Source organism: Streptomyces sp. NPDC043746, assembly GCF_056436485.1.
Window position 1 is genome coordinate 194863 of sequence record NZ_JBWKCM010000002.1, and the last position, 13531, is coordinate 208393.

Consider the following 13531-nt stretch of genomic DNA (forward strand, 5'->3'; position numbering starts at 1 on the left):
AGGTGGGGGTACGGTTCAGGTGTACGAAACGGTTTCGTTCGATGGCGAGCGGGACACCGGATGTGCGCGAGCACGAGCGAAGGAGGTCGGCCCATGGCACGCACCAGGCTGACGCCCGAGCGTGAGGGCGAGCTGTACGAGGCCGTCCTCGACCTGCTCCGCGAGGTCGGCTACGACGCCCTGACCATGGACGCCGTCGCCGCCCGCACCCGGTCGAGCAAGGCCACGCTCTACCGCCAGTGGGGCTCCAAGCCCGAGCTGGTCGTGAAGGCGCTCCGGCACAACAAGCCGGTCAGCCTCGCGGAGATCGACACCGGTTCGCTGCGCGGGGACTTCCACGCGGCGCTGAGCCGGACCGACGACTGCCAGATGGAGAAGGACGCCGCGCTGATGCGGGGTCTGAGCCATGCCGTCCACGAGTACCCCGAGCTGCTCCAGGCCCTGCGCGAGCTGTTGGTCGAACCGGAGATGACCGGTCTCGACGAGCTGCTCCAGCGGGCGGTGGCACGGGGTGAACTGCGCGCGGACAACCCGGCGCTGAAGTACATCCCGCACATGCTGGTCGGCGCGCTGGCCGCCCGGCAGCTGATCGAGGACCGCCCGGTCGACCAGGCGTTCCTCCTGGACTACGTGGACTCCGTGGTGCTCCCCGCGCTCGGCGTCTGACCGCACGCGGCCTCCGTGGCGCTCCCCGGCCCCGGAGTCCGACGCCCCACCCGCCCCTGACGTTCCCGCCCGCTCCTGGACGTCCCCGCCCGTCGAGGTCCCCGCCTCGATCCCCGTACGGCCCTCTCCCCGACGCACCACCTGCACCTGACACGCCGCTCTCGTCGTCGGGCCGGCACCTCACGCCCGTTTCCACTCACACGACCAGACCGGGAGTACGCCCCCGTGGCCACTTTCCTCTACAAGCTCGGACGGCTCACCTTCCGCCGCCGCCGCTTCGTCGCCCTGATCTGGGTGGCGCTGCTGGCGCTCGCCGGATTCGGTGCGGCCTCCGCGTCCACCGCCACCTCCAGTTCCTTCTCCATCCCCGGCACGGAGGCGCAGCGCGCCTTCGACCTGCTGGAACAGCGCTTCCCCGGGGTCAGCGCCGACGGCGCCACCGCCCGGGTCGTCTTCAAGGCGCCCGCGGGCGAGAAGGTCACCGACGCCGCCAACAAGGGCGAGATCACCGGCATCGTGAAGGAGCTGCGCTCCGGCTCCGACCAGGTGGCCCAGGTGGCGGACCCGTTCGAGGCGCAGGCGGTGAGCCAGGACGGTTCGACCGCGTACATCTCGGTGAGCTACAAGGTCAACTCCATGGAGCTGACCGACCAGACCCGGGACGCCCTGGAAGGGGCGGGCAAGGACGCCCGGAGCAGCGGGATGAAGGTGGAGATCGGCGGTGACGCGCTCCAGGTCATGCCGCACACCGGGACCGCCGAGGTCATCGGTGTCGTCATCGCGGCGGTCGTCCTGGTCATCACCTTCGGCTCGCTGATCGCCGCCGGACTGCCGCTGGTCACCGCCCTCATCGGCGTCGGCATCGGGGTGTCGCTCATCACGGCCCTGGCCAACGTGCTGGACCTGGGCTCCACCACTCCGATCCTCGCCTCGATGATCGGCCTCGCGGTCGGCATCGACTACGCCCTCTTCATCGTCTCCCGCTACCGTGCCGAACTGGCCGACGGCCGCGAGCGCGAGGAAGCCGCCGGCCGGGCCGTCGGCACCGCCGGATCGGCCGTCGTCTTCGCCGGTCTGACCGTGGTCATCGCGCTGGTGGGCCTCGCCGTCGTCAACATCCCGATGCTGACGAAGATGGGCCTCGCCGCCGCCGGTACGGTCGCGATCGCCGTGGTCATCGCCCTCACCCTCGTCCCGGCGCTGCTGGGCTTCGCGGGCAAGCGGGTCATGGGCCGCAAGGCCCGTAAGGGCGCGGAGGCGGCGGAGAGCCCCGACGCCGAGGGTGCGAAGGCGCCCACCCTCGCCAAGTCCGGGGACACCAGGCCGAACATGGGCACCCGCTGGGCCCGGTTCGTGCTGCGTCGGCCGGTCTGGGTGATGCTGGTCGGCATCCTCGGCCTCGGCGTCATAGCCGTACCCGCCGCGTCCCTGGAGATGGGCCTGCCCGACGACGGCGCCCAGCCGAAGTCGACCACGCAGCGCCAGGCGTACGACATGCTCTCCGACGGCTTCGGCCCCGGCTTCAACGGTCCGCTGATGGTCGTCATGGACGGCAAGGGCACCTCCGACCCGAAGGCCGCGGCCGAGCGGGTCGCCAAGGAGATCGAGTCGATCGGCGTCGTCGCCGTCACCCCGGCCCAGTTCAACGAGGCCGGCGACACCGCGATGATCACGGTCATCCCGAAGGACCGGCCGTCCTCCCACGCCACGGAGGAGGTCGTCCACGACATCCGTGACGCGGGCGAGGACATCAAGGCCGACACCGGGGCCGAGGTCCTGGTCACCGGTGCCACCGCGATGAACATCGACTTCTCGCAGAAGATGAACGACGCCCTGGTGCCCTACCTGGCGCTCGTCGTCGGCCTCGCGTTCCTGCTGCTGATGCTGGTCTTCCGCTCGATCCTCGTCCCGCTGAAGGCGGCCCTCGGCTTCCTGCTCTCGGTGGTCGCGGCCCTCGGCGCGGTCGTCGCGGTCTTCCAGTGGGGCTGGCTCGGCTCGCTCTTCGGGGTCGAGCAGACCGGTCCGATCATGAGCATGATGCCGATCTTCATGGTCGGTGTGGTCTTCGGTCTCGCGATGGACTACGAGGTCTTCCTCGTCACCCGGATGCGCGAGGCGTACGTCCACGGCGAGAGCCCCGGCCAGGCCATCGTGACCGGCTTCCGGCACGGCGCCCGGGTGGTCACGGCGGCTGCGGTGATCATGATGGCGGTCTTCGCGGGCTTCATCGGCTCCAGCGAGCAGATGGTCAAGATGATCGGCTTCTCGCTCGCGGTCGCGGTCCTCTTCGACGCGTTCGTGGTGCGCATGGCGATCGTGCCGGCCGTCCTGGCCCTGCTGGGCCGGAAGGCCTGGTGGCTGCCGCGCTGGCTGGACCGGGCGCTGCCGAACGTGGACGTGGAGGGCGAGAAGCTGCAGAAGCAGCTGACGGACGAGCCCGCGGCGTCCGGCTCCGACTCCGACGGTGGGGACGGGCACGGCGGCGAGCGCGAGCTCGTACGCGTCTGACCCCCGGGGCCGTGTCGGCCCCTCGAACTCCGGGGCCGCGTCTGAGCGGAGCGCGGCCCCGGAAGCGCCGGTCACCTGTGGGGACGGGGGGCCGGGGCGGCGAGAAGGCCCCCGTGCGAGGAGCGCGGGGGCCTTCTCCTCGCGCGTGCGCCGGCTCCGTGCGCTCCGGCTTCGTGTGCGCCGACGTCAACCGCGGGCCGACGGGGCGCCCTTCGGGCCCGGCTGCTGCACGCCTTGCTCCGGACGGGTGCGGGAGGGCCGCTTCTCGGGGCTCCCGCCCGACGGGGGTGCCGCTGCGGCCGTGGCCTGCGCGCGGGTGCGGGCCAGGAAGCGGATCAGCGTCCTGATCTCGAACTGGAACACCTCCACCCCGTCCGTCGAGTGCAGCTCCACGATCAGCTGCGTTCGGCCGCAGGGCCAGACGCGGACGGCCCCGCGCTCGATGGGGGTGCGCAGCCCGCGCTCCAGCAGATCGCGGCCGAACGCCCAGTCGGTGCCGTCGGGCAGCCCGATGTGCACGGTGCGCGGGTCGTCGGCGGCGTCGTAGCGCAGGTCGACGGGGACCGGACGGGTCAGGGGGCCGTCGGTGATGAGCCGGGCGCGTGCATGTTCTTCGATCACAGGGGACATGGGCCGGCTCCTCCTATGGGTATCGCTTTGCCCTCTAATGTCCCATATTTTGCGGAAGCGGCACGGTGAGCGTGTGCTCACGTGGCGGAGAGTGGCGGCCGGGCATCGGTCCGGCCGCGGTCGCCGGACCGATGGGGATGCGGGTGCCGCGCCTCCGCTCTTGCGCAGGGTTTGCAAGAGAGCACTATTATCGACGGGTCCATGACCCCGCCCGCAGAGCCGTGCCCAGGCGGACGCGGACACCGCGCGGGACCGCAGGAAGCGGAGCCACTGCCATGCATGTACCCGATGGATTCATCGATGCACCTGTCTCCGTCGCCGCCGGAGCGTTCGCCGCGGGTGCGGTCGCCGTCAGCCTGCGGGGCGCCCGCCGCGAACTGGACGAGCGCACCGCCCCGCTCGCCGGTCTGGTGGCCGCCTTCATCTTCGCCGTGCAGATGCTGAACTTCCCGGTGGCCGCCGGCACCAGCGGCCATCTGATGGGAGGGGCACTGGCCGCGATCCTGGTCGGGCCCTATACGGCGGTGCTCTGCCTCTCCGTGGTGCTGCTGATGCAGGGCATCTTCTTCGCGGACGGCGGGCTCACCGCGCTCGGCGTGAACATCACCGTCATGGGCGTGGTCACCGTCGTGGTGGCGTACGCGGTGTTCCGCCTGCTCACCGGTGTCCTGCCGCGCACGCGCCGGTCCGCGACGGCCTCGGCGTTCGTCGCCGCGCTCGTCTCCGTACCGGCGTCGGCCGCCGCGTTCACGCTGCTCTACTGGATCGGCGGCACCACCGACATCCCGATCGGCAAGGTGTTCACGGCGATGGTCGGCGTCCACGTCCTGATCGGGATCGGTGAGGCGGTGATCACCGCGCTGACGGTGGGAGCGGTCCTCGCCGTACGCCCCGACCTCGTCCACGGAGTCCCCAGCGGCCTGGCCGCACCCCTCAAGCTCCGGGTCGACGGCGAACTGGTCGACGCCCCGGCCCCCGCCCGCGAGCCCCAGCCCGCCACCGCGCCCCGCTCCAACCGGGGGTTCCTCCTCGCCGGTCTGGCCGCGGCCCTCCTCCTCGCCGGCTTCGTCTCCTTCTACGCCTCCGCCAGCCCCGACGGCCTGGAGCGGGTCGCCGCCGACCAGGGCATCGACGAGAAGGCGCGGGAGCACGGCGCGGCCGGCTCCCCGCTCGCCGACTACGGCGTGGGCGGCATCGCGAACGCCCGGCTCTCCGGCGGCCTCGCCGGGGTGATCGGCGTCAGCGCCACGGTGGTCGTGGGCACGGGCGTCTTCTGGGTGGTGCGCCGCCGCAGGGAGGACGAGCGCAGCGGCACCCGCGCAGGCACCCGCGACCACGAGAACGCCTGAGGGCGAGGGCGAGGGCGAGAGCGAAGGCCGACGGTAGAGCCGAAGTTCGCCCCGGAGGCCGAGCGGTTTGACGGTTCGACAGGAAGGGGGTCCGGTCATGGGAGCGGGCCACGCCCACAAGCTCTACCGGCACGGGCACAGCCCGGTCCACCGGCTGCCCCCGCACTGCAAGCTGGCCGCCGTCTTCGGCTTCGTGCTCGTCGTCGTCTCCACCCCGCGCGAGGCGGTGTGGGCCTTCGGCCTGTACGCGGCCCTCCTCGCCGCCGTCGCGGCGGTGGCGAGGATCCCGCCCGGCTTCCTGCTGAAGCGCCTGGTCATCGAGGTGCCGTTCGTGGCGTTCGCGCTGCTCATGCCGTTCGTGGTGCCGGGCGAGCAGACGACCGTCCTCGGCGTATCCGTCAGCGTCCCCGGCCTCTGGGGCGCCTGGAACGTGCTGGCCAAAGCCACCCTGGGCGTCGCCGCCTCCGTCCTCCTGGCCTCCACCACCGAACTGCGCGCGGTCCTGCTCGGCCTCCAGCGGCTGAAGCTGCCGCCGCTGCTGGTCCAGATCGCGTCGTTCATGATCCGGTACGGGGACGTCATCACCGACGAGATGCGGCGCATGTCCATCGCCCGCCGCTCCCGGGGGTTCGAGGCGCGCGGAGTACGGCACTGGGGCGTCCTGGCCACCTCGATGGGCGCTCTGTTCATCCGCTCGTACGAACGGGGCGAGCGGGTCCACCTCGCCATGGTGAGCCGGGGGTACGCGGGCACGATGCCGGTGATCGACGAGGCGACGGCGGACCGGACCCAATGGGCGTACGCGGCGACGCTCCCCGCACTCGCGCTCGCGATCTGTCTGCTGGGATGGACCCTGTGACTTCCTCCTCCGGGCCCCAGGCCCCCGCCCCGTCGCTCGCCGTCAGCGGCCTGGCCTACGCCTACCCCGACGGCCACCAGGCCCTCTTCGGGGTCGACCTGACCGTGGGGCGCGGCGAACGCGTCGCGGTCCTCGGCCCCAACGGCGCGGGCAAGACCACGCTCGTCCTACACCTCAACGGCATCCTGGAGGCGGGCTCCGGCACGGTCCGCGTCGCGGGGCTCCCGGTGGCCAAGCGGAACCTGGCGGAGATCCGGCGCCGGGTGGGCATCGTCTTCCAGGACCCGGACGACCAGCTCTTCATGCCCACGGTCCGCGAGGACGTGGCCTTCGGCCCGGCCGCCTCCGGCCTGCGCGGCCCCGAGCTGGAGGAGCGGGTGGTGCGTGCGCTGGAACAGGTCGGGATGGCGGAGTACGCGGCCCGCCCGCCGCACCACCTCTCCTTCGGCCAGCGCCGCCGCGTCGCCGTGGCGACCGTCCTCGCGATGGAGCCGGAGATCCTCGTCCTGGACGAGCCGTCCTCCAACCTGGACCCGGCCTCCCGCCGCGAACTGGCCGACATCCTGCGCTCGTTGGACGTCACCGTGCTGATGGTCACGCACGACCTGCCGTACGCGCTGGAGCTGTGCCCGCGCGCGGTGATCCTCAGCGAGGGGGTGATCGCCGCGGACGGGCGCACGCAGGACCTGCTCTGCGACGAGGAGTTGATGCGCACGCACCGGCTGGAGCTGCCGTTCGGCTTCGACCCGAGGTCGGTGACGGTTCCGACGCCGTGAACAGCTCGTGACAGTGCGGTGGCGACGGTGACCCGCTCCCCGGGCACCCCGCCGGGCCGTGCACCATGGGGTGATGAGCGGGAGCGCAGTGAGCACGGCGGGTGCGGGAGCGGACATGGGCAGGGACGTGGACGTGGTCGTGGACGTACGGGGCACGGTGGCGCCCGGGTTCGAACCGGTCGCGGACGCCTTCGTCCGCAACTTCGAGCAGCGGGGCGAGCGCGGCGCGGCCGTGGCGGTCTACCGGGACGGGCGCAAGGTCGTGGACCTGTGGGCCGGTACGAGAGACGTGGACGGCACCGAGCCCTGGGCGGTCGACACCGTCCAGATCGTGCGCTCGGCGGGCAAGGGCATCGCCGCCGCCGTCCCCCTCCTGCTCCACCAGCGCGGGCAGGTCGACCTGGACGCCCCGGTCTCCACGTACTGGCCGGAGTTCAAGGCGAACGGCAAGGAACGCGTCCTGGTCCGCGACCTCCTGGCCCACCGCGCGGGTGTCCCCGCCCTGGACCGCCCCCTCACCCCCGCCGAGGCCGCCGACGGGGTCACCGGCCCGGCCGCCGTCGCCGCTCAGCGCCCCCAGTGGGAGCCCGGAACGGACCACGGCTACCACGCCCAGACCTACAGCTGGCTCATCGGGGAACTGGTCCGCCGCGCCACCGGCCGCACCATCGGCCGCTGGATCGCGGAGGAGATCGCGCGCCCGCTGGGCCTGGACTTCTGGTTCGGGCTGCCCGCCGAGGAGGCCCACCGCATCGGCCGCGTCGGCCCGGTGGAGCCCCCGGCGCCCACCGCCGCCTCCGGCGCCCTGCGCGTACGCCCCAAGCGCTCGGTGGTCGACGCCTACCGCGACCCGGAGTCGCTCACCCGCCGGGCGTTCGGCGCGATCGACCCGCTGCCCGACGAGAACGACGCCGCCTACCGTACGGCGGAACTCCCCGCCTCGGGCGGCATCGCGACCGCCCGGGGCCTGGCCCACTGCTACGCGGCGATGATCGGCCCGGTCGACGGCCACCGCCGCCTGTTCGCCCCCGCGACCCTCACGCTGGCCCGCACCGAGGAGTCGACGGGCCCGGACCGGGTCCTGGTCGTCAGCACCCGCTTCGGCCTCGGCTACATGCTGCACGGCCCGGCGGCCCCGCTGCTGGGCCCCGGCTCGTTCGGCCACCCGGGCCGTGGCGGCTCCCTCGGCTTCGCGGACCCCGAATCCGGTATCGCGTTCGGCTATGTGACCAACGGCCTCCAGAAGGGAGTGACCGCCGACCCCCGTGCCCAGGCACTGGTCAAAGCAGTACGGTCGGCGCTATGACACCACCTCGCTTCGACGGATACAGCATCCTGATCACCGGCGCAGGCCAGGGCATCGGCGCCGCGACGGCCCACCGCCTGGCGGCGGAAGGCGCCTTCGTCCTCGTCACCGACCTGGACGCGGAGCGCGCGTCGGGGACCGCGGCGGCGATACGCGAGGCGGGCGGCACGGCCGAATCCCTGGCCTGCGACGTGGCGGACCGGGCGGCGGTGGAGGCGGCGGTGGCGTACGCGGTCGAGACCTTCGGCCGACTCGACGTCCTGGTCAACAACGCGTACGCGGCGAGCGAGGACGCCAGGCTCTTCGAGGACGAGACGGACGAGGAGTGGGACCGCGACCTGGACGTCACCCTCTCCGGCCCCTTCCGCTGCGCCCGCGCCGCCCTGCCGCACCTGGTGGCCTCGGGCCGGGGCGCGATCGTCACCATCGGCTCGGTCAACGGCGAGCAGGACTTCGGCGGACACGCGTACAGTGCGGCCAAGGCGGGCCTGGCGAGCCTGACCCGCACGCTGGCGGGCCACGCGGGCCCGCGCGGTGTCCGGGTCAACCTGGTGGCGCCCGGCACGATCCGCACGGCGGCCTGGTCGGGCCGGGACGCCGAGTTGGAACGGGCGGCGGCCCTCTACCCCCTGGGCCGGATCGGTACCCCCGAGGACATCGCGTCGGCGGTCGCCTTCCTCGCCTCGTCGGACGCGTCGTGGATCACGGGGACGACGCTGCGGGTGGACGGCGGCATCCTGGCGGTCAACACGGGCTTCCGCCGGGCGATGGAGTCCGGGGAGTAATTCCCTGGCAGGCCGTCGTGGCCGCCCCTACCCTCCCCCCATGATCATCACATACGGCCACACGGACGGCTCGGGCCGCCCGGTCACCCTCCACGAGGTGGACGCGGACAACTGGCGGGCGGTCGCGGACTGCGCCCCGCACGACGAACAGCGCGACTGGGTCCCGGCCCTGGCCGCCCGCTACCTGGTCCTGACGGCCCGCGAGGACACCTGGCACTCCCTGGCGGTGCTCGCGGGCGACGAGGTGGCCGGCCACGTCATGTGGGCCAGGGACGAGGACGGATCGTACTGGATCGGCGGCATGCTGATCGACGCCGCCCACCAGGGCCGGGGCATCGGCGCAGCCGCCGTACGCACCCTGACGACCTGGCTCACGACCCGCGAGGACTGCCGAGCCGTCCGCCTCTCCTACGCCCCGCCCAACAAGGCCGCCGCCCACCTGTACACCTCACTCGGCTTCCGCCCGACGGGGGCGGAGGAGGACGGGGAGGTGGTGGCGGAGTGGGCGGGTTGACCGGCCCGCTCCGGCCGGCGGGTCGGCCGTGGAACGCGCCGTGACCCCCTCAGGCGGCGGACTGTTCGCGGGCGGCTCGGCAGTCGCGGCAGTGTCCGGGGTGCCTGGAGCGGTATCCGCGGTCGCAGCGGTCGCAGTTCTGCACGGGGATGGTGAGTGTGGTGCGGGTGGGGGGTGGTTCCGGGGTGTCGGGGAGGGGTGGTGGCAGGAGTGCGGTGAGGCGGTGGCGGACGAGTTCGGCGGGGTATTTGACGGGTTGGGGGAGGTCGGGGCCTCCACGATGAGCATGCCGCGCCCGTTCTCCGCGCCGTCGTCCTCGGGCACCTTGACCGCACCCGGCCCCGGCGGGAGGCGGTCGCCCCGGGTGTCGGTGACCTCGATCCGCAGGGTCTTCCCCCCTGACCGTGAGGCTCAGTTGGAAGTCCCGCCCCCGTACCCGGCCGTGCGCGGACGCGTTGGCCGCAAGCTCGGCCACGATGTGCGCCGCCGCCTCCGACGGGAGCCCCCAGGCGCCGAGGTGGGCGACGGTGAGCAGCCGGGCGAGCGAGCACTGGGAGAGACATGATGCGCAAGCTGCCCGCCGAGGACACCTCCGAGCTGCGGTGGATCAAGAGCAGCTACAGCGACAGCAGCAACGGTAGCGAGTGCGTGGAGGTCGCCGCTGCCAGTGGCGACCTCCACGTCCGCGACTCCAAGAACGTCCACGGCCCCCGCCTCGCCCTCACCTCCGCCGCCTGGGCGGGGTTCCTCCCTTACGCCGCGGAGTGCTGACCGACGGCCCGTCGCTATGATGCGGGGCAACGCGCCGTGACCCGGCGCTGGTGTGCCGGGAAGCCTGGTCGGCGTCGGAGGGGCGGTCGTTCCTCCGCCTGCCGAGCTCCGGAGGGGTGTCCGCCGTGACCCAGTACCCGCATCAGCGCGCGAAGCTTCCGAGTCCGCCGTCCCTGAGGAGGCCTCGGTCCCGCGGCAGCCGGTGAAGTCGCCTTCGAGCCGGCGGCCCGCCGCGCACGGGCAGGGGGCGGCCGTGCAGGCCTCCGCCGTCCGGGCACAGACGTATCCCGGCTACGAAACCCTGCTGGACACGGTCGCGGCTACGGGCCAAGGGCCCGACGCCACGGAGTTGGAACGGCTCCGGTCCTTCGGGGAACAGGCCGCCGTCGACGGCACCACCCTGCGGGGCCTGGTCGTGTGCCACCTCACCCGCACCCGGACCGCCTGGCCGACCGGAGCCGCGGGGGCGGACCAGGTGCTCGCAGCCGTGCAACTGGCCGTCGAAGCACTCTGCGAGGGCTACGAGCGGGCTCAGCAGCTCGCCGTCAGGGAACAGGAGGCGGCGCGCAGGGAGTTCATCGACGACCTGCTGTACGGACGCGGCGAGCCCGGGTTCCTGGCCGAGCGCGCGGAACAGTTCGGGCTGCGCTTCTCGCACGCGCACACCGTGGCTGTCGCGGAGGGGCCCGCCCCCTACATCGAGGGGGACCCGGTGCCCCGCCGGGTCGAGCGGGCCGTCACGGGCCGGTTCGGCGAGCGCAGCATCCTCCTCACCACCAAGGACGGCCGACTGATCTGCATCGCCCCCGGGGACCAGCACGACGTCCTCACGTACTTCGCCAAACAGGCCTATGCCGCGACGGACGGCGGGCGGGCCGCCGTCGGGCGGCCGCATCCCGGCGCGGGCGGCGTCGTCCACTCGTACGAGGAAGCACTCCAGGCGCTGGACCTGGCGAGCCGCCTCGGCCTGGAGGACCCGGTGCTGTATGCCGCGGGCCTTCTCGTCTACCCGGTGCTGACCCGCGACCGCCAGGCCATGGCGGATCTCGTCCGCAGCACCCTGGGCCCGCTCCTCAAGGCGCGTGGCGGGCCCGAACACTATCTGGAGACCCTCACCGCCTACTTCGACGCGGGGTGCGTGACCACCCAGGCGGCCCGGCGCCTCTCCTTGAGCGTCCGTGCGCTCACGTACCGCCTGGAGCGCATCCACCGGCTGACGGGGGCCGATCCGACCGATCCCGGGCACCGCTACACCTTGCAGACAGCGGTCATCGGGGCGCGCATCCTCGGCTGGCCGGCGAACAGGCCGTAGACGTCCGCTCACCTGCGCTGCGACCCGACGATAGGTGTCCGATAAACGTATCCGGCCTCCCACATAACGATGACGTCACATACCCAGGAACTTCGCCCCCGCCACTCGCCAATGTGAGGTGCATCACTAAATATCAGGTAAACGTCATGGTACAAATGCCCAACTTCGCGGGCGGAGCCACCGTCCCAGCGGAACGCCAGGACTGCTCCGGCAGCAGGCCAGGGCGATACCCGTCGTAGTCCGCCCCATGGGGCACGCCGGGTCGCCGACCGGACAACGTCGTTCGCTCATCCCCCCATCGCACACCGACCGGCCAAGGCACCCCCAGTCCGCCGCTCCCGCGCATCGAGGTAGCAACGTGTCACTCGAATCCATCACGCAGAAGATCGACGAATCCGTCAGCGGGTTCTTCGAGCCCATAGCCGACTGGCTGGGCGGCATCGTCTTCTACTCCGTCAGCATCGCCGGGGCGGACGTCCCGCTCATCGTCACCTGGCTGGTGGTGGCCGGTCTGGTCTTCACCGGCTGGTTCGGCTTCGTCCAGGTGCGCAAGTTCCGACTCGCCGTGGACGTCGTGCGCGGGAAGTACGACGACAAGGACTCCGCCGGCGAGGTCAGCCACTTCCAGGCGCTGACGGCCGCCGTCTCCGGCACGGTCGGGCTCGGGAACATCGCGGGTGTGGCCGTCGCCGTGTCCATCGGTGGCGCGGGGGCCACGTTCTGGATGATCCTCTGCGGCCTGCTCGGCATGGCCACCAAGTTCGTCGAGGTCACCCTCGGTGTGAAGTACCGCGAGGTCCACGCCGACGGCACCGTCTCCGGCGGGCCGATGCACTACCTGCCCAAGGGGCTGGCCGAGCGCTTCGGCAAGAACGGCAAGAGCCTCGGCAAGGTCCTCGCCGTGCTCGCCTCGATCATGATCCTGTTCTTCGGCCTCTTCGGCGGCAACCTCTTCCAGGTCAACCAGTCCTACGCCCAGCTCGTCTCCGTCACCGGCGGCGAGGACGGGATGATGGGCTCCTCCGGCGGCGCGCTCTTCTTCGGCATCCTCATCGCGGCGCTCGTCGGCATCGTGCTCCTCGGCGGCATCCGCTCCATCGCCCAGGTCACCAGCCGGCTCATCCCCGCGATGGCCGGGATCTACATCGCCGCGTGCCTCGTGGTCATCCTGGTCAACCTCACCGCCGTGCCGGCCGCGGTCGCCACGATCATCGAAGGCGCGTTCAACCCCCAGGGCGTCGCGGGCGGTGTGCTCGGTGCGCTGATCATCGGCTTCAAACGTGCGGCCTTCTCCAACGAGGCCGGCCTCGGCTCCGCCCCGATCGCCCACTCGGCGGTCAAGACCAAGCACCCCGCCAGCGAGGGCCTCGTCGCGCTGCTGGAGCCGTTCATCGACACCGTGCTCATCTGCACGATGACCGCGCTGACCATCGTCATCGCCAACCCGGCCAGCTGGGGCGAGGCCCGCGCCGGCGAGTCCATCGGCGGCGTGACGATCACCTCGGACGCGTTCGCCACGGTGCTGCCCTGGTTCCCGTACGTCCTCACCGTCGCGGTGATCCTCTTCGCGATCTCCACGGTGCTCACCTGGGGCTACTACGGCCTCAAGGCCTGGACGTACCTCTTCGGCCGCACCCGCACCAGCGAGACCGTCTACAAGGCCCTCTACACCCTGTTCGCGGTCGCCGGGTCCCTGCTCACGCTCCAGACCCTCATCGACCTGGCCGACGCGGTGCTCTTCACCCTGGCGGTCATCAACATCATCGGCCTCTACCTCCTGGCCCCGCTGGTCAAGCGCGAGCTGAACAACTTCCTGGAGTACATCCGTACGCGGAAGACCGGGGAAGCGGCCGGGGACGGCGGAGACAAGGGCGACGAGTCGGCCAAGGCCCTGGTCTGAACCGGCTCCCCGGCGCCTGACGCGGTCCAGCACGTGACCTGACCTGATCGCCCGCGATCCGGAAGCGGGGGGGGGGGGGGGGGGGGGGGGGGGGGGGGGGGGGGGGGGGGGGGGGGGGGGGGGGGGGGGGGGGGGGGGGGGGGGGGGGGGGGGGG

The 13531-nt window shown here is 72.3% G+C and carries 12 protein-coding genes and 1 pseudogene; 11 read left to right on the forward strand and 2 right to left on the reverse strand.

The genetic code is table 11. The annotated features are described in order from the left end of the window. The first annotated feature begins 93 nt into the window (after window positions 1–93). Together AC0682_RS02965 and AC0682_RS02970 are read left to right on the forward strand one after the other, a co-directional pair. On the forward strand, window positions 94–666 hold the full coding sequence (locus AC0682_RS02965; protein WP_478530646.1) for a TetR/AcrR family transcriptional regulator: 573 nt from the start codon (window positions 94–96) through the stop codon (window positions 664–666). A 225-nt stretch (window positions 667–891) separates the two neighbouring features. Continuing rightward, window positions 892–3174 carry an MMPL family transporter gene (locus tag AC0682_RS02970; RefSeq protein ID WP_478530647.1) on the forward strand — a complete coding sequence of 761 codons (2283 nt, stop codon included), beginning with the start codon at window positions 892–894 and terminating at the stop codon, window positions 3172–3174. A gap of 186 nt (window positions 3175–3360) precedes the next feature. On the opposite strand, the gene AC0682_RS02975 is transcribed toward AC0682_RS02970, so the two are convergent. Next, entirely contained in the window at window positions 3361–3804 is a 444-nt protein-coding gene (locus tag AC0682_RS02975; RefSeq protein ID WP_478530648.1) for an SsgA family sporulation/cell division regulator, read from the reverse strand. 275 nt (window positions 3805–4079) lie between these two features. On the opposite strand from AC0682_RS02975, the gene AC0682_RS02980 reads away from it, so the two are divergent. From AC0682_RS02980 to AC0682_RS03005, 6 genes are all read left to right on the forward strand, one after another. Continuing rightward, the gene (locus AC0682_RS02980) at window positions 4080–5153 is read left to right on the forward strand and encodes an energy-coupling factor ABC transporter permease (protein ID WP_478530649.1); all 1074 of its coding nucleotides are present in this window, start codon (window positions 4080–4082) and stop codon (window positions 5151–5153) included. 97 nt (window positions 5154–5250) lie between these two features. Next, window positions 5251–6012: a cobalt ECF transporter T component CbiQ gene (cbiQ, locus tag AC0682_RS02985; protein WP_478530650.1), complete on the forward strand. Its 762-nt coding sequence runs from the start codon at window positions 5251–5253 to the stop codon at window positions 6010–6012. Continuing rightward, window positions 6000–6788 carry an energy-coupling factor ABC transporter ATP-binding protein gene (locus AC0682_RS02990; RefSeq protein ID WP_478530651.1) on the forward strand — a complete coding sequence of 263 codons (789 nt, stop codon included), beginning with the start codon at window positions 6000–6002 and terminating at the stop codon, window positions 6786–6788. The genes cbiQ and AC0682_RS02990 overlap by 13 nt, the downstream gene beginning before the upstream one ends. 139 nt (window positions 6789–6927) lie before the next feature. Next, window positions 6928–8094 carry a serine hydrolase domain-containing protein gene (locus AC0682_RS02995; protein WP_478530784.1) on the forward strand — a complete coding sequence of 389 codons (1167 nt, stop codon included), beginning with the start codon at window positions 6928–6930 and terminating at the stop codon, window positions 8092–8094. Then, window positions 8091–8879 (forward strand): SDR family NAD(P)-dependent oxidoreductase, encoded by a 789-nt coding sequence (locus AC0682_RS03000; RefSeq protein WP_478530652.1) that lies wholly within the window; start codon window positions 8091–8093, stop codon window positions 8877–8879. The genes AC0682_RS02995 and AC0682_RS03000 overlap by 4 nt, the downstream gene beginning before the upstream one ends. Window positions 8880–8919: 40 nt before the next feature. Then, window positions 8920–9393 carry a GNAT family N-acetyltransferase gene (locus AC0682_RS03005; protein WP_478530653.1) on the forward strand — a complete coding sequence of 158 codons (474 nt, stop codon included), beginning with the start codon at window positions 8920–8922 and terminating at the stop codon, window positions 9391–9393. A gap of 270 nt (window positions 9394–9663) precedes the next feature. Here the strand turns inward: AC0682_RS03005 and AC0682_RS03010 are convergent. Continuing rightward, window positions 9664–9928: pseudogene (locus tag AC0682_RS03010) on the reverse strand (ATP-binding protein); the annotation flags it as partial. A 26-nt stretch (window positions 9929–9954) separates the two neighbouring features. Here AC0682_RS03010 and AC0682_RS03015 point away from each other — a divergent pair. The 3 genes from AC0682_RS03015 (at window position 9955) to AC0682_RS03025 (ending at window position 13376) form a co-directional block, all read left to right on the forward strand. After that, window positions 9955–10164, forward strand: coding sequence for a DUF397 domain-containing protein (locus tag AC0682_RS03015; RefSeq protein ID WP_478530654.1), 210 nt, complete (start codon window positions 9955–9957; stop codon window positions 10162–10164). Between the two features lie 253 nt (window positions 10165–10417). After that, complete coding sequence (locus tag AC0682_RS03020) at window positions 10418–11476, forward strand: PucR family transcriptional regulator (protein WP_478530655.1); 1059 nt, start codon at window positions 10418–10420, stop codon at window positions 11474–11476. A gap of 358 nt (window positions 11477–11834) precedes the next feature. Then, window positions 11835–13376 (forward strand): alanine/glycine:cation symporter family protein, encoded by a 1542-nt coding sequence (locus AC0682_RS03025; protein ID WP_478530656.1) that lies wholly within the window; start codon window positions 11835–11837, stop codon window positions 13374–13376. Window positions 13377–13531: the final 155 nt, after the last annotated feature.